Annotated in this window: 23 protein-coding genes; 12 read left to right on the top strand and 11 right to left on the bottom strand. The window is 71.3% G+C overall.

Features of this window, described 5'->3' with window-relative positions:
- Nucleotides 1–157 precede the first annotated feature (157 nt).
- The 6 genes from ABZ951_RS14685 (at nt 158) to ABZ951_RS14710 (ending at nt 3,579) form a co-directional block, all read left to right on the top strand.
- On the top strand, nt 158–1,054 hold the full coding sequence (locus tag ABZ951_RS14685; RefSeq protein WP_344089518.1) for an RNA polymerase sigma-70 factor: 897 nt from the start codon (nt 158–160) through the stop codon (nt 1,052–1,054).
- Entirely contained in the window at nt 1,042–1,506 is a 465-nt protein-coding gene (locus ABZ951_RS14690; protein WP_344089519.1) for an SRPBCC family protein, read from the top strand. The genes ABZ951_RS14685 and ABZ951_RS14690 overlap by 13 nt, the downstream gene beginning before the upstream one ends.
- Before the next feature lie 37 nt (nt 1,507–1,543).
- The gene (locus ABZ951_RS14695) at nt 1,544–2,173 is read left to right on the top strand and encodes a histidine phosphatase family protein (RefSeq protein ID WP_344089520.1); all 630 of its coding nucleotides are present in this window, start codon (nt 1,544–1,546) and stop codon (nt 2,171–2,173) included.
- Nucleotides 2,174–2,361: 188 nt separating this feature from the next.
- On the top strand, nt 2,362–2,709 hold the full coding sequence (locus ABZ951_RS14700; protein WP_344089521.1) for a hypothetical protein: 348 nt from the start codon (nt 2,362–2,364) through the stop codon (nt 2,707–2,709).
- 6 nt (nt 2,710–2,715) lie between these two features.
- Nucleotides 2,716–3,039 carry a hypothetical protein gene (locus tag ABZ951_RS14705; RefSeq protein ID WP_344089522.1) on the top strand — a complete coding sequence of 108 codons (324 nt, stop codon included), beginning with the start codon at nt 2,716–2,718 and terminating at the stop codon, nt 3,037–3,039.
- 165 nt (nt 3,040–3,204) lie between these two features.
- Nucleotides 3,205–3,579, top strand: a complete 375-nt coding sequence (locus tag ABZ951_RS14710; RefSeq protein WP_344089523.1) for a hypothetical protein — start codon at nt 3,205–3,207, stop codon at nt 3,577–3,579.
- Between the two features lie 71 nt (nt 3,580–3,650).
- Here the strand turns inward: ABZ951_RS14710 and ABZ951_RS14715 are convergent, their stop codons facing one another.
- From ABZ951_RS14715 to ABZ951_RS14730, 4 genes are all read right to left on the bottom strand, one after another.
- Nucleotides 3,651–3,968 (bottom strand): hypothetical protein, encoded by a 318-nt coding sequence (locus ABZ951_RS14715; RefSeq protein ID WP_344089524.1) that lies wholly within the window; start codon nt 3,966–3,968, stop codon nt 3,651–3,653.
- Between the two features lie 150 nt (nt 3,969–4,118).
- A complete protein-coding gene (locus tag ABZ951_RS14720) occupies nt 4,119–5,132 on the bottom strand; it encodes a YdcF family protein (RefSeq protein WP_344089525.1) in 1,014 nt (337 codons plus the stop codon).
- Between the two features lie 96 nt (nt 5,133–5,228).
- Nucleotides 5,229–6,197: a toll/interleukin-1 receptor domain-containing protein gene (locus ABZ951_RS14725; protein ID WP_344089526.1), complete on the bottom strand. Its 969-nt coding sequence runs from the start codon at nt 6,195–6,197 to the stop codon at nt 5,229–5,231.
- A complete protein-coding gene (locus ABZ951_RS14730; protein ID WP_344089527.1) occupies nt 6,169–7,623 on the bottom strand; it encodes a VWA domain-containing protein in 1,455 nt (484 codons plus the stop codon). The genes ABZ951_RS14725 and ABZ951_RS14730 overlap by 29 nt, the downstream gene beginning before the upstream one ends.
- Nucleotides 7,624–8,073: 450 nt before the next feature.
- Between ABZ951_RS14730 and ABZ951_RS14735 the strand changes: the two genes are divergently transcribed.
- Entirely contained in the window at nt 8,074–8,433 is a 360-nt protein-coding gene (locus tag ABZ951_RS14735) for a DUF6083 domain-containing protein (protein ID WP_344089528.1), read from the top strand.
- A gap of 75 nt (nt 8,434–8,508) precedes the next feature.
- Here the strand turns inward: ABZ951_RS14735 and ABZ951_RS14740 are convergent, their stop codons facing one another.
- Complete coding sequence (locus ABZ951_RS14740; RefSeq protein ID WP_344089529.1) at nt 8,509–9,108, bottom strand: TetR family transcriptional regulator; 600 nt, start codon at nt 9,106–9,108, stop codon at nt 8,509–8,511.
- Nucleotides 9,109–9,183: 75 nt separating this feature from the next.
- Between ABZ951_RS14740 and ABZ951_RS14745 the strand changes: the two genes are divergently transcribed.
- Both ABZ951_RS14745 and ABZ951_RS14750 read left to right on the top strand, forming a co-directional pair.
- Nucleotides 9,184–10,011 carry a class I SAM-dependent methyltransferase gene (locus tag ABZ951_RS14745; protein WP_344089530.1) on the top strand — a complete coding sequence of 276 codons (828 nt, stop codon included), beginning with the start codon at nt 9,184–9,186 and terminating at the stop codon, nt 10,009–10,011.
- 88 nt (nt 10,012–10,099) lie between these two features.
- Nucleotides 10,100–10,648, top strand: coding sequence for a GNAT family N-acetyltransferase (locus ABZ951_RS14750; protein ID WP_344089531.1), 549 nt, complete (start codon nt 10,100–10,102; stop codon nt 10,646–10,648).
- A gap of 32 nt (nt 10,649–10,680) precedes the next feature.
- On the opposite strand, the gene ABZ951_RS14755 is transcribed toward ABZ951_RS14750, so the two are convergent.
- Both ABZ951_RS14755 and ABZ951_RS14760 read right to left on the bottom strand, forming a co-directional pair.
- Entirely contained in the window at nt 10,681–10,887 is a 207-nt protein-coding gene (locus ABZ951_RS14755) for an XRE family transcriptional regulator (RefSeq protein ID WP_344089532.1), read from the bottom strand.
- Between the two features lie 100 nt (nt 10,888–10,987).
- On the bottom strand, nt 10,988–11,632 hold the full coding sequence (locus ABZ951_RS14760) for a restriction endonuclease (protein ID WP_344089533.1): 645 nt from the start codon (nt 11,630–11,632) through the stop codon (nt 10,988–10,990).
- Between the two features lie 225 nt (nt 11,633–11,857).
- Between ABZ951_RS14760 and ABZ951_RS14765 the strand changes: the two genes are divergently transcribed.
- Entirely contained in the window at nt 11,858–12,400 is a 543-nt protein-coding gene (locus ABZ951_RS14765; RefSeq protein WP_344089534.1) for an RNA 2'-phosphotransferase, read from the top strand.
- Nucleotides 12,401–12,483: 83 nt separating this feature from the next.
- On the opposite strand, the gene ABZ951_RS14770 is transcribed toward ABZ951_RS14765, so the two are convergent.
- Complete coding sequence (locus tag ABZ951_RS14770) at nt 12,484–13,242, bottom strand: SOS response-associated peptidase (protein WP_344089535.1); 759 nt, start codon at nt 13,240–13,242, stop codon at nt 12,484–12,486.
- Between the two features lie 804 nt (nt 13,243–14,046).
- On the opposite strand from ABZ951_RS14770, the gene ABZ951_RS14775 reads away from it, so the two are divergent.
- A complete protein-coding gene (locus ABZ951_RS14775) occupies nt 14,047–15,699 on the top strand; it encodes an APC family permease (RefSeq protein ID WP_344089536.1) in 1,653 nt (550 codons plus the stop codon).
- A 70-nt stretch (nt 15,700–15,769) separates the two neighbouring features.
- Here the strand turns inward: ABZ951_RS14775 and ABZ951_RS14780 are convergent, their stop codons facing one another.
- From ABZ951_RS14780 to ABZ951_RS14790, 3 genes are all read right to left on the bottom strand, one after another.
- Nucleotides 15,770–18,301, bottom strand: coding sequence for a discoidin domain-containing protein (locus ABZ951_RS14780; RefSeq protein ID WP_344089537.1), 2,532 nt, complete (start codon nt 18,299–18,301; stop codon nt 15,770–15,772).
- 149 nt (nt 18,302–18,450) lie between these two features.
- Nucleotides 18,451–18,654, bottom strand: coding sequence for a hypothetical protein (locus ABZ951_RS14785; RefSeq protein ID WP_361279957.1), 204 nt, complete (start codon nt 18,652–18,654; stop codon nt 18,451–18,453).
- A gap of 127 nt (nt 18,655–18,781) precedes the next feature.
- Nucleotides 18,782–19,483, bottom strand: a complete 702-nt coding sequence (locus ABZ951_RS14790) for a hypothetical protein (protein ID WP_344089539.1) — start codon at nt 19,481–19,483, stop codon at nt 18,782–18,784.
- 362 nt (nt 19,484–19,845) lie between these two features.
- Between ABZ951_RS14790 and ABZ951_RS14795 the strand changes: the two genes are divergently transcribed.
- Nucleotides 19,846–20,511 (top strand): hypothetical protein, encoded by a 666-nt coding sequence (locus ABZ951_RS14795; RefSeq protein WP_344089540.1) that lies wholly within the window; start codon nt 19,846–19,848, stop codon nt 20,509–20,511.
- Nucleotides 20,512–20,602 lie beyond the last annotated feature (91 nt).

A 20,602-nucleotide genomic window follows, 5' to 3' on the forward strand; every position in this document is an offset into this window, starting at 1 on the left:
CCTGGGGGCCTCGGCCCCACTCAGGGTGACGCGGCTCACCATCAACGGTTGTCACGGTGTGCCGGTCCGGGGTGTCTCGATGGGCATCCAAGAAGGGAGCCGGGTGTGAAGCCAGGACGTCAGCGCGTCAAACACGTGGAGCGGACGGAGTTCGGCCATGGCTGAGGACGCCTTCACCGAGCACCGCCCTCTGCTGTTCACCATTGCCTACGAAATGCTGGGCAGCGCCACCGACGCCGAGGACGTGCTGCAGGAGAGCTACCTGCGGTGGAGCGCGGTCGATCCGGCCTCGGTCGGGCATCCGCGCGCCTACCTGGTGCGCGTGGTGACCCGGCAGGCCCTCAACCACCTGCGCGCCCTCAAGGCGCGGCGGGAGGAGTACGTCGGCCCGTGGCTGCCCGAGCCGATCCTGACCGCACCCGAGGTGAGCGACGACGCGATCCTGGCCGAGTCGGTGTCGATGGCCATGATGCTCGTCCTGGAGACGCTGAACCCCACCGAGCGCGCGGTGTTCGTCCTGCACGACGTGTTCGGCTACCCCCACGGCGAGATCGCCGCCTCGATCGGCAAGACCGAGGTCAGTGTCCGGCAGATCGCCCATCGCGCGCGCCGGCACGTCCACGCGCGGCGGCGCCGCTTCGAGCCCGACTCCGCCACCACCCGGGGGATCGTCCAGCGGTTCCTCCGTGCGGCGGCGACCGGTGAAATCCAGGCGCTGATGGACCTGCTGGCGCCCGACGTCGTCCAGATCTCCGACGGCGGCGGGAAAGTCGTCGCCGCCCGCCGCCCGATCACCGGCCGGAACGATGTCGCCCGGTTCGTCCTCCGGGTGATCCGCGCCGGCACCGCGACGACCCGCGCCGAGTACACCACCTACAACGGCATGCCCGCCGCACGGTTCCTCACCGGCGGGGAACTCGACTGGATGGTCGCGTTCGAGATCCACGACGGTCGGATCACCGGCCTCTACGGCATGCGCAACCCGGACAAGCTGCACCGCGCCGACACGGTGCACCCACTCGACAGAGGAGGAGCCGAGCCATGGAAACCATGACGGTCGAACGTGTCATCAACGCCCCGATGGACGAAGTCTTCGCCTGGCTCACCACGACCACCCACTACACGGCCTCGCCCCTGGTGGTGCGCTGCCGACTGACCCGGCGGGGCGAGGCCGCGCCCTACGGCGTCGGCGCGGTGCGCAGTCACCTCTGGCTGATCGGCTGGTTCCGGGAGCGCATCACCCACTACGACCCGCCGTACGCCACCGAGTACGTCGTCGAGCGCAGCCTGCCGCCGTCCCGGCACGAGCTCGGCCGCATGACGTTCACCGAGGCGGCCGGCGGCACCCGGGTCCGCTGGACGACCCGCGCCGAGCTCCCCGTCCCGCTGGCCGGCGCCTTCCTCACCCGGCACGTCGCGCGGCCGATCATCACCCGCACCTTCCGTAACATCCTCAAGGCCGCCGACACCGCACTGACCCGGCGCCCCGGCCACGACCGAGCATGAGCACGTCTCCCGCACCGGACGAAGAAAGGCACAGCGCATGCGGACCCTGTACGTCATCGCTCACCCGGAGGCGACCCACCACGTGGAAGGGGTGGTCGGTGGCTGGCACGATTCGCACCTCACGCCCGAGGGCAGGCGCGCGGCGGTCTCCATCGCCCGGGCGGTTCGGGCAGAGATCCCCGACGGCGCCGAGGTGGAGCTGTTCTCCTCGGACCTGCGACGTGCCCGGCAGACGGCTGAAGAGATCGCCGGTCTCTTCGGTGTGGACCCGGTCCTTGATCGCAGGTTGCGGGAGAAGTCCTACGGAGAGGCCGAGGGAAGGCCGCAGGAGTGGCTGGACCGGCGGTTCGTCCCGCCGCCGGCTGTCGGGGACCGGATGGGGCACCACGAGGGCGTGCGGGGCGCCGAGACCAGGGCGGCGTGCGCCGAGCGCGTGTACGCGGCCATGGGCGGGATTCTGCGGAGCCCGTGCGCACACCAGGTCATCGTGACGCACGGCTTCGCCCTGACGTTCGTCGTGGCGTCCTGGATCAAGATGCCGTTCGAGTCGCTGGGCTCCGTCAGCTTTCGGGCACCCTCCGGAAGCATCACCGTGCTGCGCGAGGACGACTTCTTTCACAATCGCCAGGTCGTGAGTGTCGGCGACACCCGCCACCTCGATGCGTGACGGCGCGGCACCCCCTCCCGCGTCACGTCCCCTCCCTGCGGCTGCGCTTCAGCGAGCTGGGCCGCAGCGCAAGAGAACCCAATCGGGTGATGACATATACCGATTCTCCCCAATACTCTCGAATCGGCGGAATCTCCAGACCATGGGTTGTCCGCCGCAGGGGTGAGAGGGGGAAGGGAGTGCGCACCATGTACGCACTGCAGCGTCCGTTCATCAGACGATCGGCGAGGCTGGCCCTGTCCGTCGGCGCGGCACTCGCGCTGGTGACCGGGCTGTCCGCCCAGGCTCAGGCAGCCAACGGCACCTTGAGTTACAAAGGCACGAGCGGAGTCGTGCACGAGAAGGTCAATCCGACCGACGGCGTGTGCTACAGCTTCGACGAACCAGCCGTCAGCGTGGACAACTTCACCGACACGGACGGCCGGCTCTTCACCGACGGGCTGTGCGGGGAAGCCTCGTTCTTCCTCAACATCCAGAAGGGCTCGTCGCTGGTCTTCGGCGGGACGAAACCCAAGAGTGCCCGGCTGGGAGGCTGACCGGACATGAGCATCCGCAGACAGGCGACGAGGGCGGCCTTCGCGCTGGGCACGTCGATCGCGCTCATCACCGGTATCGCCACCGCCTCACCGGCGGCCACCGGCTCCCTGACGTACAAGGACGCACAGGGCGTGGAACACCAGAAGGTCAATCCGGCGGACGGCGTGTGCCTCTCCTTCGAATTCCCGGCGGTCAGGGTCGGCAACGGAACGGGCACGGACGCCGCGCTGTACCTGGACCGGGAATGCACGCAGTTCCTCATCACCGTACGCAAGGGGACGGCTCTGGTCTTCGGCGAATCGCGACCCCAGAGCATCTGGTTCGGCTGACCCCCCTCCCCCGGGCCGAGCCCCCGGTGTCACCCGGAGTCTCGCGCGGCGGCGCGTGGCCCGGCCCGGGGGCGGGACCGGCGCCCCGCGGGGTTCGACCCGCTGCCCGGTTACGTCACCGGGGCCCGCGCCAACCGGCCGGGTCGGCGAATAGAATCGGCTCTCATGTCGAAGCCTGACGCACTGCTCGTTGATGTCGCCACCATGGTGGAGGCCGAGCAAAGCAACCAAATGTCCCTGACCGTGGTCACCGGCGGCACCGTCATCACCGGGCGGCTCGCCCCCGAAGCCGTGTGGCGGGAGCGCGTGTCGGAGGTCCTGACGGACTCGGCGCACCTCGGCCCGTTCTCCGGCATCTTCACCGCCGGCGGGGCACGGGGCCGGTCCGACCGCTCCGAGCCGCCCACACATCTGCACTTCCACGTCGCCCGGATCCTGCAGGGCAGCATCGGCATCCCCGAGACGGGCGGGATGTACCGGGTCGCGATCAAGGACGTCAGTGCCTGGACGGTGGGCGACTTCAGCTATTCCGACCGCTGAGTCACCGCCACCCGGCCCCCCGCCGGCCGGCCAGGGCCACCGCCCGGCCGGCCGGCGGGGCCGGTGCGGGCTCAGTGCGCGCCGAAGCGGACGCTGGAGAAGGCGGTGCCGCGGGGGGCCTGGCGGCCGGGGGCGAGACGGAGCGCCTTCCCCGTGCACTGCTTGCCGGCGAAGATCGTGGCGGGGGTTCCGGTGCCGTTGTGGGCGCCGTGTGCTTCCTGGCTCATCGTGAAGCACCGTCCGTCGGGCAGGTTCTCGACGAAGAACGGCCTGTCCTTGGCGCCCAGCCAGCTGAACGGGCCCTTCGCCGCGTACGCGACCCCCATGGGGGCGGAGAGGGCGAGGGTGAGGCCGAGCAGAGCGACGACGGCCGGGCGGACAAGACGCATCGTAGGTCCCTTTCCTTGAGCAATATGCGATAGGCCCGAAATGCCTTCACCCGCTCAACGACGACGGGCCCCGCACGGCACGCACGTCCTGTCCCCGTGCCACGACCCCGCGCACTCGCCTCTCGCGCGGTGTGCGGGCGCACCGCGGGGTCAGGCGATCAGCCAGACGAGCAGGCCGCAGAGGGCGAGCAGGCCGCAGACGGTGAAGTTGACGAGTTTGTGCTGGAGGAAGACGGCCGCGAACTCGCGGATGGTCGCGCTCGGCCAGAAGTACGCGGCGGTCGGGGAACCCAGCACCTGGCCGTTGACGCCGGTCTTCCTGGCCGTCAGGGCGGCTCGGAAGGCGTGGAAGTTGTTGGTGACGATGACACAGGAGTAGTCGGCACCGGCCGCCGCCATGATGGCCTTGCTGTACGCGAGGTTCTCCTCGGTGGTGCGGGAGCGGTCCTCGCGCTGGACGTGCTCGGCGGGGACGCCGCGCTCGATGAGGTAGTCGGCCATGGCGTGGGACTCGGGGAGTCGCTCGTCGGGGCCCTGGCCGCCGGAGGTGAGGAGGACGGGCGGGTTGCCGCGCGCGGCCTGGGCGGCGTAGACCTTGCGGCCGCGCTCCAGACGGCCGGCGAGCAGGGGCGGGACGCGGGTGCCGCCGACCAGCCCGGAGCCGAGCACGACCACGTAGTCGACGTCGCGGCGCGGCTGGAGCCGACCGTAGAGGAAGGCGTATCCGATGAAGCAGAAGAAGAGGAACGACACATAGCCGACGATGAGCAAGGTGGTGCCGGCGACGGCCCCGAGGGCGCGGGAGTGCGTGGCGGCGGCCGCGATGAGCAGGCCGATGACGCCGAAGATGGTGAGGCCGGCGAGGAAGGAGAGGAGGTTCGCCGGGCTGCGCCCTTCCTTGCGGATCATTTTGACGCCGTTGGCCAGCAGGAAGACGGGCAGGACGAGGGCACCGAGGCAGGGGATCAGGAGCAGAGCGACGACGGCCCACTCCAGGAACGGCCGGCCGTGGTCCCCGGCGGTGTCGGCCGCCCGCAGCAGGACGAAGAACAGGGATATGACGGCGAGCCCGAGGTAGACGGCGTTGCTGAAGCGCCGGGGGTCGCGCAGGACGCCGATGCCGAAAAGGACGAGGAAGAGTACCGCGGGTGCGTAGACGATCACGCTCGCATCGTACGCACCGCGCAGGTGGGCGCCGTAGGTCGCAGGGCTGCCCTCTTTCCGCGCGGGCGGCGCCCCCTGCGGGCGTATTTCGCGAGCTCAGCGGCTGATCAGGAAGTCGATGAACGCGCCGAACTCCACTTGGTTGGCGGAGGATACCCGTCGCAAATCCCTGATGAGCAGGGGGATTTCGTCCTCCGCCACTTGTTCCAGCATCAGCGGGATCACTTTCCTCCGGGACGGGCCGCTGAATTGGGCGTTCAGGACGCCTCCGTACTCCGCTCTCGTCCAGCCGCTCCGGCTGAGGTTCTCGCTGATGCAGGGCAGGACGTATCGACTGCCCTGGAGGCCGGCCTCGATCTTCTCGGTGACGGCGTCTCCGAAGTTGATCTCCTTGACGTCCAGCCAGCATCTGATCTTGCTGTCCTCAAGCCGCTCGGCGATCCTGTGCACCTCCTCGGCGTCTTCGTGGGAATGGCAGAGGAAGACGTCGTACGGGAATTCCCCGTCGGCGCGTTCCTGCTGCGGCGCGGCGAACGGCATTTCCGTCCTCTCAGCCGACACGGATTTGATCAGGACGCCCGTGCCGTAGAACTTGACGACCCCCACGCGGCCCGGGAAGGGCAGGTGCGGGCAGTTCGCGTGGAGTTCGTACGTCCGGCCGCCGGCGCGGATCTCGCCCCGCACGTGTCCGGAGAAGAATTCCAGCGAGAACCGGTTGTAGCCGCGGCTCAGTTCGACGGGTTCCGGCAGGGATGCGATCGGGGTGAGGACGCCTTCGCGGAAGACGCCGATCCGGGCGACGGTCCCGGGGTCGTCCGGGCCCTCGGGGGCGGTGTGGAAGGAGAGGAAAGTCCAGTCCGTATCCGCGCGGCAGACGAGCCCGGCGCCCGTTCCGTGCGGGCTCGTCAGGCGCATCTCGGCGGTGATCCGGCCGTTGAGTATCGGATCGGTGCTCAGATCGACGGCGTAGGAGGCACCGAACTCACCGATGCCTCCGCCGTGGCCGGCGATCAGACTGCCGCCGATCGTCCAGTCGCTACTGGGCGAAGCGTGCCAGGTACTCACGGAGCTTCTCGCGTTTCGATTCCAGTGCCTCACGGTCGTCGGGGAATGCGGCGATCAGCACGTCGGCGAGGCCGATGGCTTCCACCAGGAGGCCGAGCTGGACGTCGTCGTCGGGCCTGGACGAGCCGTACTGACGGGCGTTCTTGAGACCGAATTTGTGGACGACTCCCTTGCGCAGCCGGCTCAGCAGGATCCGGACCGCCGGCTCCGCCGGGTACGGCTGCACCAGGTCGACGATCGCCGCCGATACCTCGTTCGCCGACCGGTGCCAGGCCAGGTGCTCGATCTCGCCGCCGTAGCGATCGCCGTCCGGGCCCCCGGACCCGGCGAGCAGACTCTCCTCGACCGCGCGGAACCGGGCGACTTCGGCCGTGAGCATCTTCCGCATGCCGCTGAGGTTGCTTTCGTCCAGGTCCTTGACGGTCCGTTCGTCGGTCGTGGCCGCCTCGAACTGCTCCACCACGCTGCGGACGAGGGGGTGGACGGGTGCCCGGGTCACGTCCGGCAAGGGGGCCAGGGCGACGCTCTGTTCGGTGCCGGCGACGCGTCGGCCGCCGTCGTAGAGCGTCGCGCCGAGGGTGAGTTCCCCGGCGTTCATCCGCGTGGGGTCGATTTCCAGGCGGACCGCGAAGTTGAAGGTGTCCTGGCCCTTGAGCGGCCGGAGCCGGTACCGCCGGGAGACCTTGCGCAGGGAATTGAGCTCCCTGCTCATCGTCACACCCCGCGGCAGTGACAGCTCCACCGTGGGGCTGTCCAGGGCGACCGTCAGCGCCCCCTGGAACTCCTCCTCGATGATGTTCTCGATCCCGGATTCGTCGATGTACCAGAACTTGCCGCCGGACGCGGTGGCGATCACCTCCAGCAGGTCTTCCTGGAAGTCGTTGCCGACCCCGATGGTCGAGGTGGTGATGCCCTCGTCCCGCGCGGCGGACGCGACGCCGGCGAGCGTCGTCTTCTTCGTCTCGCCGGCGTTCGCCTGGCCGTCCGAGAGAAGGATCAACCGGCTGTAGTGATGGGTCTCCATATGTGTTTGGAGTTCCAGCAGCCCCTGATACCAGCCGAGGGAGAGATTGGTCATGCCGCCCGGGGTGATGGCGGCGAGCCGCTCCTCCACCTGGTCCCTGGGCGTCTGCGGATTGATGACGACGTGCGCGTCGTCGTCGAAGATCACCACGGTGAAGAGGTCCTCACCGGTGATGCGCCGGTAGATGTCGCCGCAACTGCGCTTGACCGTTTCGAGCTTCTTGCCCGACATGCTGCCGCTGCGGTCGACCGCCAGACAGAGATTCATGGCGTGCGCGGCCCGGCCGACGCTCTCCGTCGACCGGCATCTGACTTCGACGATCGCGTCGATTTCCGTCACTTCGTCGTTGCGTGCGACGGGACGTTCGGTCAGGAGTAAGAGTTCGATGGGTGGATCGCCCATTGCATCCCCCGTGATGCGCGAATTCAGTGAACCGTTCCGGTCACCTAGAAAACCACACGGCGGCGATGCCGGGGAGGCTTGGGGAGCGAACTGATGCGATGATCTGCGCAATGCGTTCAGGTGAACGAATACGTTGTCGGCCGCGCGGCCGGACGAAGCCGACATGTCACACCCCATCGGCGTCGGCATGGCTGACGGAAGCTCCGGGCCGCGGAACCGCGTAGATCGCCGGCACGCCGCGCTGTCCGTTCGCGCAACCCGGCCACCACCATGATGCGATGCGCCCCCGGGGCACACGGCAAGACCGCGCCTTCAGCCGACACCCCTGTGCGTGTGGGGCTCACTGACACATCCCCAGTCGGCCCCGAACCCACCCGCATACCGCACCACCAGCACAAACGGCCGACGATCCCCTGACCACGACAGCCTCGGCCGGGCAACCTGCCTCCCATGGGGGTCACTTACGAACCGGACGACGGCACCACCACCGCGCCGACACCTCACTGCCCCGAATGCGAGTTCCTCCAAGACCGGTACGAGACCGGGCACGGCCGTTACATCCTTCTCGAATTCCGTCGGGAGCTGCCCTCTTACGACGTGCCCGCCGGCCAGCGCTGGCTCATCCGCTCGGACGGAAAGGCCGTCAACACCGGCGAAGCGGAGCTTCCCGCGACCACACGCTGCCGATTCCCGCACCGGATCGTCTGCCCTTGCAGCAATCCGCCCTCCGGCACCACGCTCAGAGCGCTCTGGGAGTACAACTCGGGGGTCGCTCCCCGTCTCGACCCGCCCGCAGCCGAAGCCGGATGAACCGGCCGGAGGCCCGGAACTCGGCTGCGGCGGGGGCTCGGCCGCCCGGCGTTCCGCCCCCGCGCCGCTGAGCCCCTACCGCGCCGGATCCCGTGCCGCGCCCGCGACGGCCATGCTCACGACCCTGTGGACGGTTCCGGGGTCCGGTGCCGTGCCCTTCCGGTCGGCGAAGAGCAGGTGCGCGGCTCCGATCAGTGTGGGGGCGAGCGTGTCGATGTCGGTCCCCGGCGCCAGGCGTCCCCGTTCGCGCTCCGCCGTCAGATACGCGGCGATCATGGCCGTGGCTTCCGCCAGGATCGGGACGCCGGTCGGTCCGGCCCGGCGCAGCCGGGCGCGCAGGTCGTCCCGGGACGTGATGAGGGCGACGATCGCCACCGCGACCGACCCGAACAGGTCCGTCAGAGCGCCGGCGAGATTGCCGGCGACGGTGCCGGTCCCCGCCGAGGCGCACAGGGCGGTGGCCTGGTCGTCGACGCGGGCGACGCGGTCCAGTACGAGCTCGGCGAGGAAGGCGTCGAAGTCGGCGAAGTGCCGGTGGAGGACGCCTTTGGCGCAGCCTGCCTCCGTGGTGACCGCCCGGCTGGTCAGCGCGCTCGGCCCGTCCCGGAGCAGGATGCGCTCGGCGGCGGCGAACAGCTGCTCGCGCGCGTCGCGCAGGGCCACCCCTGTCGGCATATCGCCCGCCTTCCCTTCGTTCCCCGGACCCGCCCGCCCGTTGACGAGTGGGCAGGTGCCCACCATAGTGGGCGCATGCCCACTATCCCATCGGGGCAGTCACGTCCCGACCACCAGCCTCATCAACTGCGTCAGGTGGCACAGTCGTTCGGCTCGGACGCCGAACGCTACGACAGGACCCGGCCTCGCTATCCCGACGCCCTCGTGGACCGGATCGTCGCCGCCAGTCCCGGCCCCGACGTCCTGGACGTCGGCTGCGGAACCGGCATCGCCGCCCGGCAGTTCCAGGCGGCCGGCTGCGCCGTCCTGGGGGTCGAGCCCGACGCCCGGATGGCCGAGCTGGCGAGGCGGTTCGGGGTCGAGGCCGAGACGGCGGCGTTCGAAGCCTGGGAACCGGTCGGCCGGTCATTCGACGCGGTCGTCGCCGGTCAGGCATGGCACTGGATAGATCCGGCCGCGGGGGCGGTCAAGGCCGCGCGAGTCCTGCGGCCCGGCGGCCGGCTGGCGGCGTTCTGGAACGTCTTCCGGCTCCCTCCCGACCTGGCGGAAGCGTTCGCCGCCGTCTACCGGCGGGTGATCCCCGACTCGCCGTTCGTCCTCCAGGCGACGACAGCGCAAGCCCTCGACGGGTATCAGGTGCTTTTCACCAAAGCCGCCGACGGAATCCGGGAAGCGGGCGGATTCAGCGGCCCGGAGCAGTGGCGATTCGACTGGGAGTCCCCCTGCACCCGGGACGCGTGGCTGGATCAGCTGCCCACCCACGGCGCCTTCACACAGCTCCCGTCGGACCGGCTGGCGGAGGTGCTGGAGGGCGTCGGAAACGCTGTCGACGCGAGGGGTGGCAGCTTCACGCTGCGGTACGCGACCGTGGCGGTCACCGCGGTGCGCCTCGACACCGTCTGACGAAACCGGAACGGGTGGGCACACGATCCGGTCGAGGCCCCGCGAAAACCGTTGGACACCTCCTCGGGGCCGGGCGACGATTCGCGCTGTGACAGACAGAGTCGAGCACCGGACCTCCGCCCCTGCCGCCCCGAAATCAGTTCGGTTTGTCGAGTTGTCGAGCGCGGCCCTGACCGCCTTGCAGAGCGACGATCTCGCCCGGGCCGGCGCCGAGGCGGGCGTCGCCCTCACCGAGTACTTCGTCACCGACACGGCGAAGTGGGTGTGGCGGTACCGGGCCGGTCAGCTGGCCTCGGATCCGGGCTGCGCGAGGTGGCTCACGCACGCCGTGGTGTCCGAGCCGGAAGGCGCCGTCGTGGGGTACGGCGGATTCCACGGGCCGCCGGACGCGGCGGGCATGGTGGAGATCGGCTACTCCGTCGCCCCCGGCTACCGCCGTCAGGGCTACGCCAGGGCGATCCTGACCGCGTTGGTGCGCCGGGCCGGTGCCGAAGCCCGGGTCCGGACGGTGCGGGTGACGATCAGCCCCGACAACACCGCGTCTCTGGCCACGATCGCCGGGTTCGGCTTCGTCGAGGTCGGAGAGCAGTGGGACGAGGAAGACGGTCTCGAACTCGTTTTTGAAGTCTCCGCCTGACGGAGGAGAGCCTCTGGTGAGCGGGGGCCGGGTTATCGGGGCGGCGCGTCGGTGGAGACCCGGGCGGCCTGGAGGACTTGCGGCAGCGGCAGGGTCAGGGCGGCGGCGAGTTCGGTCAGTTCCTCCCGGGTGGGGCGCACGGGGCCGTCGGCCCCGTCCTGGGCGAACGCCCGGATACGAGGAGTGCGGATACCGGTCCGGTCAGCGAGGCACTGCGCGGTCAGACTGCGGCTGCGCATGGCCTCTCGCAGAAGTCCTTCAAGATGGGCCATAGCCCCCGCCTGCCCCGCTCCGGCACTCCTACGCCTGGGCATCGCGATCCGAACGTCCCGGCGGACGCTAACCCTCCCAGGGGGCGGGACCCACGCCGGTGGCCCAGGCGGTGAGTTCCCCGCCGTCGAAGCAGCGGATCCCGCAGCGGGCGGCGTAGTCGGCGGCGGGCTCGGTGAAGTCGCTCGTGGTGACCACGGCCGCGATGTGCGCGTCGTGAACGGCGAAGCAGGTGCCGCCGAAGCGCTGGAGGTCCTGCGAGCCGACCTTGTGGGAGGCGCCGTAGCGCTTGCACTGGATGACGAGCCGTTGCCCGCCCGGGGCGGTGGCCAGCACATCGGCGCCCAGATCGCCCGCGCCGCCCACGACCTCCACGTCCAGGCAGCCGTCCCGCCGGCACAGTTCCGCCACCGCCTGCTCGAACTCCTGGGCGTCCATCTCCTCGTACGCCACTCCCGTCACGGCGACGGCAGGGGCCTCGCCCACCTCGTCCACCTCGGCCGCGGCATCCGGCATCCACGCGCCCGCCGGGTACCGGGCGCCTCGCCCGCGCCACCAGCGCATTCCGGCGGCGGTGATCGCGAGTGCGGCCAAACCCGTCACCAGGACCGTGAAGGGGCGGTCCCCCGCGCTCCGCGCGGCGCTTCTCAGGGTGACGCCCGCACCGAACAGCACGACGGCGACCAGGCCGAAGCCGAGCGCCAACTGCCGCACGCCCCCCGCGCCTTGCCGACGGGGCCGTGAACGCCGCCCGGTCATGGCCATGAATGCCGCCCCCTCTGTGAACCTCGGCACCAAGATCATCCACTCGCCTGCCCCGGCACGCCGTTTCCACTCCGGAGCCGCCTGCCCGGCCCTGACTCCGTGGGCGGCGCGGCGTCCCGCGGGCTCCGCGGAAATCGGATGCCCTCGGCCCCGTGGCCGAGGCAAGCTGGGAATATGGACGAAAGACGGACCACTCAGGTCTCGAAGTACCTCTCGAAGCACCTGCGCCACCAGCCCGAGGACATCGGGATCCGGCTCGACCCGCAGGGCTGGGTCCGCGTCGACGCGCTCCTGGCCGCGGCGGCCGCACACGGCTTCCCCATCGAGCAGGGGGAGCTGGAGCACGTCGTGTCCACCAACGACAAGCAGCGCTTCGCCGTCGAGGGCGGCCGCATCCGGGCCCAGCAGGGGCACAGCGTCACGGTGGACCTCGGGCTGCCGGAGTCCGAGCCCCCGGCGTTCCTCTTCCACGGCACCGTCGCCCGGAACGTCGCCACCATACGGACGCAAGGGCTGCGGCCCATGGCACGCCACCACGTGCACCTGTCGGCGGACCGGGAGAAAGCCACCCGGGTCGGGGCCCGGCGCGGCAAACAGGTCGTGCTGTCGGTGGACGCCCGGGCGATGCGTGACGCCGGGCACGTCTTCCGGGTGACCGGCAACGGAGTGTGGCTGGCGGAAGGGGTGCCACCGCGGTTCCTCCGGTTCCCCGGCTGACGGCGGGGCCTCCGCCGGGGAACCGGCAGGGGGCCTTGACCAGGGGGCCTCCGGCCGGGCTCGGGCTCCGGCGTCCGGCGCCGTCAGCCGGTCGTGCCCGAGTCGGCGTCGGTGTCGGCGTCGGCGAGGAGTTGCGGGCCGTTGTTGCGGACGTTGTTGACCGCCGTGGTCACCGCGCGGACGTCGAGGCGGCCGTCGGCGGGGGTGGCCAGGAGGGCGCGGAGTTCGCCGGGGTCCTGGTGCGTGGGGTCGAGCCAGGCTTCGTAGTCGGCCGCGGGGACGGCCAGGGGCATGCGGGGGTGGACCCGGCCGGCGGCGTCGGTGGCTTCGGTGGTGATGACGGTGCAGGTGGTCCGCCACGCCGACGGGTCGTCGTCACCGGCCGCGGCGGGGTCGCGCCAGAACTCGTACAGCCCCGCCATCGCCATCACCCGGCCGTCCGTGGGACTGATGAAGTACGGCTGCTTGCGGGCCTTCGCCGTCCCGCTCGCCGCGACCTCCTGCCACTCGTAGAAGCCGTCGGCCGGGAGCAGACAGCGACGCTTGGCGAACGCGCGCCGGTAGGCCGGTTTCTCGTGCACCGTCTCCGCCCTCGCGTTGATCATCTTCGCGCCGGTGTCCATGCTCTTGGCCCATGACGGCACCAGGCCCCACCGCATCGGACGCAGTTGCCGCTCCAGCGCTCCCGTTTCCCGGTCGGGGCGCTCCAGCACGGCCCACACCTCGTCGGTCGGGGCGACGTTCCAGCTCGGTTCCAGGAGCTGTTCCGGGTTCCAGCGGGTGATCTGGAACAGCCCGACCAGGTCCTGCGGGCTCCGGGTGGAGACGTATCGGCCGCACATGGTCCCCACCCTGCCATCCGGCCGCGGTGGCCGGCCTGCGGACTCGCAGGCCGGGGGATCTGAAACGTCCGGGCAGCGCCGTGCGAGCGGTTCCGGGCCGGGGTCCGTTTCCCTCGCCGCGGCGGTCAGGGGCAGAAGATCGCCAGGGAGAACGGGCGGTCGTCGTCGACGCTCTGGCTGGAGGGCGTCGCCGTGCGGACGAACAGCGTGGTGGAGTTCACCGCGCCGACCAGGATCGAGGACGTGCCCGGGCCGGGGTCCGAGCCGCCGTTGGTGTTGAGCGTGCCGGTCAGCGCGCGGCCCGCTGAGCGGACCCGAGGGGTGTTTTCCGGCCTCGGGAGGGGGTGGCGGCCGTGGCGGTCCGCCGGTGACGGGCGGGCCGCGCTGTGGCTTCGGTCACCCCGGCGCAGCGGCCGTCGCCGGCCGCGGCGGCGGTCCGGCGGAGGGAGAGCGTCCGGCGGGTCGCCGCAGGCCGGGACCGGACGGCCGGCGACGCGGTGTGGCGTAATATGTCCGGAGTCGCTATTGCGTTCCCGGCCATCCCGTCGTCATCGAGCCCGGACCACCGCCGAACTCACCTTCGCGGTTCCTCCGGCTCGTCGCGCCGCACCCGGTGTCCGTTCCCGGGGGCCGATCTCGGCGAAGCCCATGGGCTCGGCACGCAATACAGGCGGTTGCTTCCGCTCGGCCCCGCGGGACGGCGTCGTCGTTCGGCACGCTCCGACGGAGCAGGTCCGGCATCTGGATGACCGAGAGGCGCGTAGAGGCGCCTCCCCGGTCTCCAGACAGAACGGAACGCACGTCGTGGACATGAGCGCGGCCAATCGAAAAGGCCTGAGCCTCTTCGCCCTGATAATGATCGGGCTGGGATCGATCTTCGGATCGGGCTGGCTCTTCGGGGCCGGGCAGGCGGCGCAGGTCGCCGGGCCCGCCGCGCTGGTCGCCTGGGTGATCGGCGCCGTTTTCATCGGCATGATCGCCATGACGTACGCCGAGGTCGGCGCCGCCTATCCGCTGCCGGGTGCCATGGCCCGTTTCGGCTCCATCTCGCACGGCCCGGTGCTGGGCTTCATCAGCGGCTGGGCGGTGTGGATCGCGACCGCCTCCCTGATCCCCATCGAGGCGATCGCCGGCACCCAGTACATGTCGTCGTGGAGCTTCGGCTGGGCCCGGGACCTGGTCGCCGACGGCCGGCTGACCGGCACGGGCATGGCCATGGCCCTGTTCCTGACCGTCGCGCTGTGGCTGGCCTGCTACTGGTCGGTCGAGCTGCTGGCGCGGGCCAACAACCTCCTGACCCTGGTGAAGTTCGCCATCCCGGTCCTCGCGGTCGCCGCGCTCATCGCCTCCGGCTTCCACACCGAAAACTTCACCTCGCACGGCGGCTTCGCGCCCAACGGCTGGTCCGCCGTCCTCACCGCCGTCTCCGCCTCGGGCGTCGTCTTCGCCTTCAACGGCTTCCAGGCCGTCGTCAACCTCGGCGGCGCCGCCAAGAACCCGGGCCGGGCCATCCCCCTCGCCCTCGTCGGCGCGCTCTCCCTCGGCCTGGTCATCTACCTGGCCCTCCAGGTCGCCTTCCTCGGCGCCGTACCGCCGGAGCGGCTCGCCGAGGCCGGCGGCTGGAGCGGGGTGAACTTCGCGTCGCCGTTCGCCGACCTCGCCAAGCTGCTGATGCTGCACTGGGTCGTCACCATGCTCCAGTTCGGTGCCTTCATCTCGCCGAACGGCGCCAACATCGGCAACGTCGCCTCGGCCGCGTACCTGGCGCAGAACCTCGCCGAGACCGGCTTCTTCCCCAAGAAGATCGCCGAGGTGCACCCCCGCTACGGCGTCGCCCGGCCCGCCATGTGGCTGAACCTGGGCTTCTCCGTGCTGCTCCTGCTCACCGTCGGCCACAGCTGGGAGGCCCTGGCCAGCGTCGTCTCCGCCGCGATGGTCGTCTCCTACCTCATGGGGCCGATCGCGGTCGGCGTCTTCCGGCGGACCAAGCCCGACCTACCCCGCCCCTTCCGGCTCCCCGCCGCCCGGGTGCTCTGCCCCGTCATCTTCGCGTTCGCCGCCTGCGCCCTGTACTGGTCGAAGTGGCCCAACACCGGCAAGGTCGCCCTGCTCACGCTGGTCTCGGTGCCCATCGCGGCCCTGGTGCTGCGCCGCAAGGGGGAGACGAGCCTGCGCCGGCAGTTCGCGCCGGCCTGGTGGATGCCCGCGTTCCTGCTGTGGATGGCGTTGCTGTCCGCTCTGGGCAGCGCCGAGTTCGGCGGCCACGGTGTGATCCCCGGCGGCGTCGACATCACGCTGGTCGGCCTGTCCGCCCTCGGCTTCTACTTCTGGGCCGTCCGCGCCGGTGTGCGGGCCCACCGCGCGGGTCTGCCGGGCCCCGACCCCGTGCTCGGCGCCCGCGCCGGGTCCGTGCCCGGGGCGCGGCACCCCGAGCCCGCGGAGACCGTCGCCTCCTGACGTCCCTGGTCCTGAAGAACTGGAAGAAGCGGTGCTCCCGGCCGGGAGCACCGCTTCTTTCACGCCCAGGTCAGTTGATCGTGATCATTTTGGCGATGCTGGGCACCCCCGCCGCGTCGAGGGCGAAGAGCATGTAGGTGCCGGGCAGGGCCACTCCGGGATCGGCCGGAACGGTCAGTGCGTAGGAGGTGCCGCCCGTGTGCCGGAAGGACAGCGGGACCCTCCGCTGGTCGTTGTCCACGGAGTGGGTGGCCGCTCCGGCGCGGACCAGGGAGAAGGCGGTGACCGGCTTGTCGGTCGTCACCGGCAGCACGGCGCCGTGGGCGACCCGGGCGGGTGGTGTGCTGGTGAGGGCCGGGCGGGGCTTGCGGGTGCCGTCCGGGTTGAGGAGGTAGGGCGGGGTGAAGACGGCCCCGTCGGAGTGGTTGGTGGCGCAGTCGCCGCAGAGCCCGCCACCGCCGGAGAAGATCCGTCCGTCGGGCAGCAGGTTCGCCACACTGTGGTAGTTGCGCGGCACCGCCATGCCCGCCAGCTTGGTGAAGGCGCCCGTCGCCGGGTCCCAGAGCTCCGGGGCCAGCACCGAGGTGGCGTCGCTGAAGGGGACGGGGTAGGACTGCCCGCCGAAGACGGCCACCTTGCCGTCGGGCATGACGACGCTGTTGCTGAACGCGCGGGCGCCGGCCATGTCGCCGGTGCGTTTGCTGACGGGCCGGGCACCGCCGTTCAGATCGACGGTGTAGGCGCGGCGGGTGGCGTCGGTGTTCTCATACGCGGTGGCGCCGCCCAGGGTGAGCAGCTTGCCGATGTCGTACGAGACGGCGTTGCCGTTCATGGCGTCCTGGCTGTCGGCGCGCACACCCGCCGGTGTGACGGTGCCGTTGCCGTTGGTGTCGATCCAGTTCAGCTGTTTGCTCGGCCCGAGCTGGAGGACGCGGCCGCGGGACGTGGCGTGCAGCCACTGGTGGTTGTCGGCGCGGTAGGGGCCGGCGGGGTCGGCGGTCATGGTGTCCTTGACGGGGACGCCGGGCAGCGTGCGCCACTTCCCCGTGGCCGGGGACCACACCTCGCCGTCCTTGCCCCCGCGGGCGCCGCTCCAGGAGCCGCCGAGCACGAAGGCGTCGCCGGTGGAGAGCAGGGTCATGGCCTGGTAGCCGCGCGGGATGTTCATCTCGCCGGTGGCGGTCCAGGTGTCGGTGCGCGGGTCGTAGATGCTGGCGCGGGCGGCGTTGCTGCCGCCGGTGACGAGCACCCGGCCGTCGGAGAGCAGGGCGATGCCGGGGCAGAACATGTCGTGGCCGGTGTTGTCGACCCGGCGCTGGGTGACCTGTCCGGTGCCGAGGTCCATGACGGCCGTCTGGGTGTAGCCGTTGCTGCCGCCGAACCGGTCGATGGCGTACGCGGACCAGGCCAGCAGTTTGTTGTTCGGCAGGACCGCGGTGGCCACGGGGACGAGCGGGAAGCCGGTGACGCGGTCCCAGGCACCGGAGACGGCGGGATCGGCGGGTCCGCTGAGCCGGATCTCGGCGGCGGAGCTCCACGGGCCGCGGTTGCCCGCCTCGGTCGTGGCGGTCAGCCGGACGAACCGGGCCGGGGTCGGGCGGGTGAAGGTGGTGCTCTTGACGGTGTCGTCGTCCTTCCACACGCCCGTGGCCACGGGGCTGCCGAAGGAGACGCCGTCGATGCTGGTGGCGACGGAGTACGCGCCGACGCGCCCGTTGGCCCCGGACTTGCGCGGCTGGTAGGAGAGCGCGGACACGGTCTGAGTGCGGTGCATGTCGAGGGTCAGGGAGTGCGGCAGCGGGGTGGCGGTGCCGGACCAGCGGCTGTGCCAGAGCGTGTCGGCGTCCCCGTCCAGGACGTTGGCGGCGCGGTTGTCGCCCTGTGCCGTCTCCTCGTCGCTCGCGGTGGCGGTCCAGCCGGTGGTCGGCAGCTCGACGACGGAGGCGGGCAGCCCCGGGTCGCCCAGCAGCTGGATCTCGGCGGCGGAGCTCCACGGGCCGCGGTTGCCCGCCTCGGTGGTGGCGGTCAGCCGGACGAAGCGCGTGCCGCGGGCGGCGAAGCTCAGTGTCTTGGTGGTGGTGTCGTCGGCCAGGGTGCCGCCGGCGACGGCCGCGCCCCAGTTCCGTCCGTCGGTGCTGAGGTGGACGGCGTACTCGCCGATCCGGCCGTTGGGGCTGTCGGCGCGCGGCTGGTAAAGGAGCGCGGAGACCACTTCGGTGCGGTGCATGTCGAGGGTGAGCGAGTGCGGCAGGGGGGTGGCGGTGCCGGACCAGCGGCTGTGCCAGAGCGTGTCGGCCTTGCCGTCGAGGACGTTGGCGGCGCGGTTGTCGGCCTGCGCGGTTTCCTCGTCGCTCGCGGTGGCGGTCCAGCCCGTCCTGGAGAGGACGGGGGCCGCCGGTTCCATGGCCGAGGCGGGCGCAGCGGCGTGGTGCGGGCGGGTCGGCCCGGTGCCGCCGTCCCCGGCAGCGGCTCTGCTGCCGCGGGCGTCCAGGACGGGCAGGAGTGCGGCGAAGACCGCCACCAGGGCGAACAGCACGAGCCCTTGGGATCTGAGGCGGGCACGGCGGAACAGCCCGGTGGTGCGGGGTAAGTCAGGCAGCAAGTCGGCTCCTGGATGGTGGGGCACTGGGTCAGTACGGTCGATGTCCCCGGCAGTTGAAGGGAACAGGTCACTCTTCTTGCCGGGGGTTCGGGTGTAAAGACATCAATCAGGCCGACCGTGCCGCGAAGGTGAGGCGGCTCGCCGCCGTTTCACCGGTGGAGCAGGACCAGTTCGCCGGCGAAGCCGTCGGTGCCACCGCGCATGCCCATGAGGTGCGCGGTCCCCGGGTAGCGGCGGCTGCGGGTCGCGGCCAGGGCCGGGCCGGCCGCTTCCCGGGCCCGGTGGGCGCCGCACACCACGGTGGCGGCTGCGGCATCGATCCGCCGCACCACCGCGTTCACCCACTTGAGCATCCGCCCCTGATCCGGCGCGGCCGTGCCGTGCCGTGCCACGGGGGAGGCGGCCGTGCAACAGGCGCCGGCCCCAGGGGCTTTCACCGGAAGGCGCCCGGGCAGCCACCTCTCCCGCCCGCGAGCGCGTTCACCCCGCGTGCGAACCCACCCCCACCAGGCAGTAGACGACTTCCCAGAGGGTGACGCCGCCCCTGGTGCTGCGGCTCGAATAGGAGTACTGCGTGTCCGCGACGCTCTGACACCGACTCAGGTCCGAGGTTCCGTGGAACGTCCGGATCACGCGGTACCGGGCCTTGGAGGAGGAGCAGCTGACGACGCGGAACGGGTCGACGCTCACCGCGGTCGTCGCCCGGGTGGCCGCCTCCCCGTCGAGGCAGGTGCCCGAGTCGTAGGGGCTGACGGGGGCGGGGGGCGGCAAGGACGGCAGGGGCGGCACGGGGAGGTGGGGCGTCGGCGCGCTGCGGGTCGGCAGGCCGGTGGGAACGGAGGAGTCGAAGGGCGTCGCCGGGCCCGACCGGGAGGGAGAAGCGGAGGGCGGCGGGGCGTCGGCGGAAGAGGAGTGACCGCCGCGGTCCGTCAGGACCACGACGCCGGCGACGAGGGCCGCCACGGCGGCGAGGCCGACCAGCTTCGGCGCCCACCGGCGCGGCGCGGCGCGCACCACGACGCGTATCAGGGCCTCTCCCTCGGCCGTGGCGACTCTGATGAGCGCGCCGTCCTCGATCGGTGGGATGCGGATGCTGAGCGATCCCCAGGGCAGGTCGACGGAACGGACGACGCCCGAGGACGCCTCCGCCGGGGTGAGGGTGAGAGTGACTTCTGCTGGCACCGGGACTCCTGAGCTGATGCTTCGGCCACGCCGGGGCCGGAGACGGGTACGGTTGCGGCCCAGTGTGGACGAAGCACGTCAGCCTTGACGTGCTTGTCTGGAGAAATCTTCTATTCCGTTCCCCCGGCGCTGAGGGGCCGCGAGCCACCCAAATACCCGGTAGGGCCGCCCTGTTCGCCCGTCCCGTCCGGCCGCTCATGGGAAGCCGCGCGCCGGGGCGCCGGGCACCGCCGGTCAACTGCCGCGTAACACCGAGGCGGCGATCAACACCAGGGGGCGTCTTTCCCCCGCATCCGGCCCATGGTCTGCTCCGGGTGAGTACCATCCGGCAGCAACCCCAACTACGAGGAAAGCAGGGCGTCGTGGCAGACCAGCCGGGCAACACCAACATCCAGGACCGTTATGCGGCACAGCTCGTGGCCGATCTGGCGGCCAACTCGGCGGAGCGGGAGGGGATCCGCAAGGAGATCGAGGACCTGCAGGCCCGCCTCGACCAGCTGACCCGGGAACACTCCTGGCTGTCCGGACTCCAGGGCTCCATGGCCGGGGCGCCGGCCGGACGGGAACCGCAGCCGGACGACGTCAAGGAGGCCGTGGAGCCCCCCGGGGCCGCCGCGGTGGAGGCACCCGCGGCCCGGAAGGTCCCGCGGCCTCGGACGGCGAAGAAGAAGACGGACCGTGGAGCGGGCGGACAGCGTGCCGCGCGCACCGCACCGGGCAGGGAAGCGGAGCCCGCGGCCCGGGCGAAGGGCGGCCCCGCGCTGGGCGACCTGGTGGTGCTCGCCCTCCAGCACCACGAGCCGCGGACGGTCGCCGAGATCGTGCAGGAGTTGACGTCGGCGCACCCCGAGCGGACGGTGAACCCGCAGAGCGTGCGCAACGCGCTGGAGGCACTCGCCAAGGCCGGCCGCGTCGACCGGGAGCGGAAGCAGAAGTCGGTCTTCTACACGGCGCCGGAGAAGGGCGCGGACACCTCGGGCACGGAGCAGTCCGCGGCACCCGGGGAGAAGTCCGAGGCCGACGCCTAGGGCGTGTCTTACGGATCAGCCCGGATCAGGCCGCGGCGTCCGGTGCGGTAGCTCGCAAGGCGGAGCATCTCCCGCGTACTGGGCGTACTCG

The sequence above is a fragment of the Streptomyces sp. NPDC046215 genome (genome assembly GCF_040646215.1).
GTDB classification, from domain to species: Bacteria; Actinomycetota; Actinomycetes; order Streptomycetales; family Streptomycetaceae; genus Streptomyces; species Streptomyces stramineus.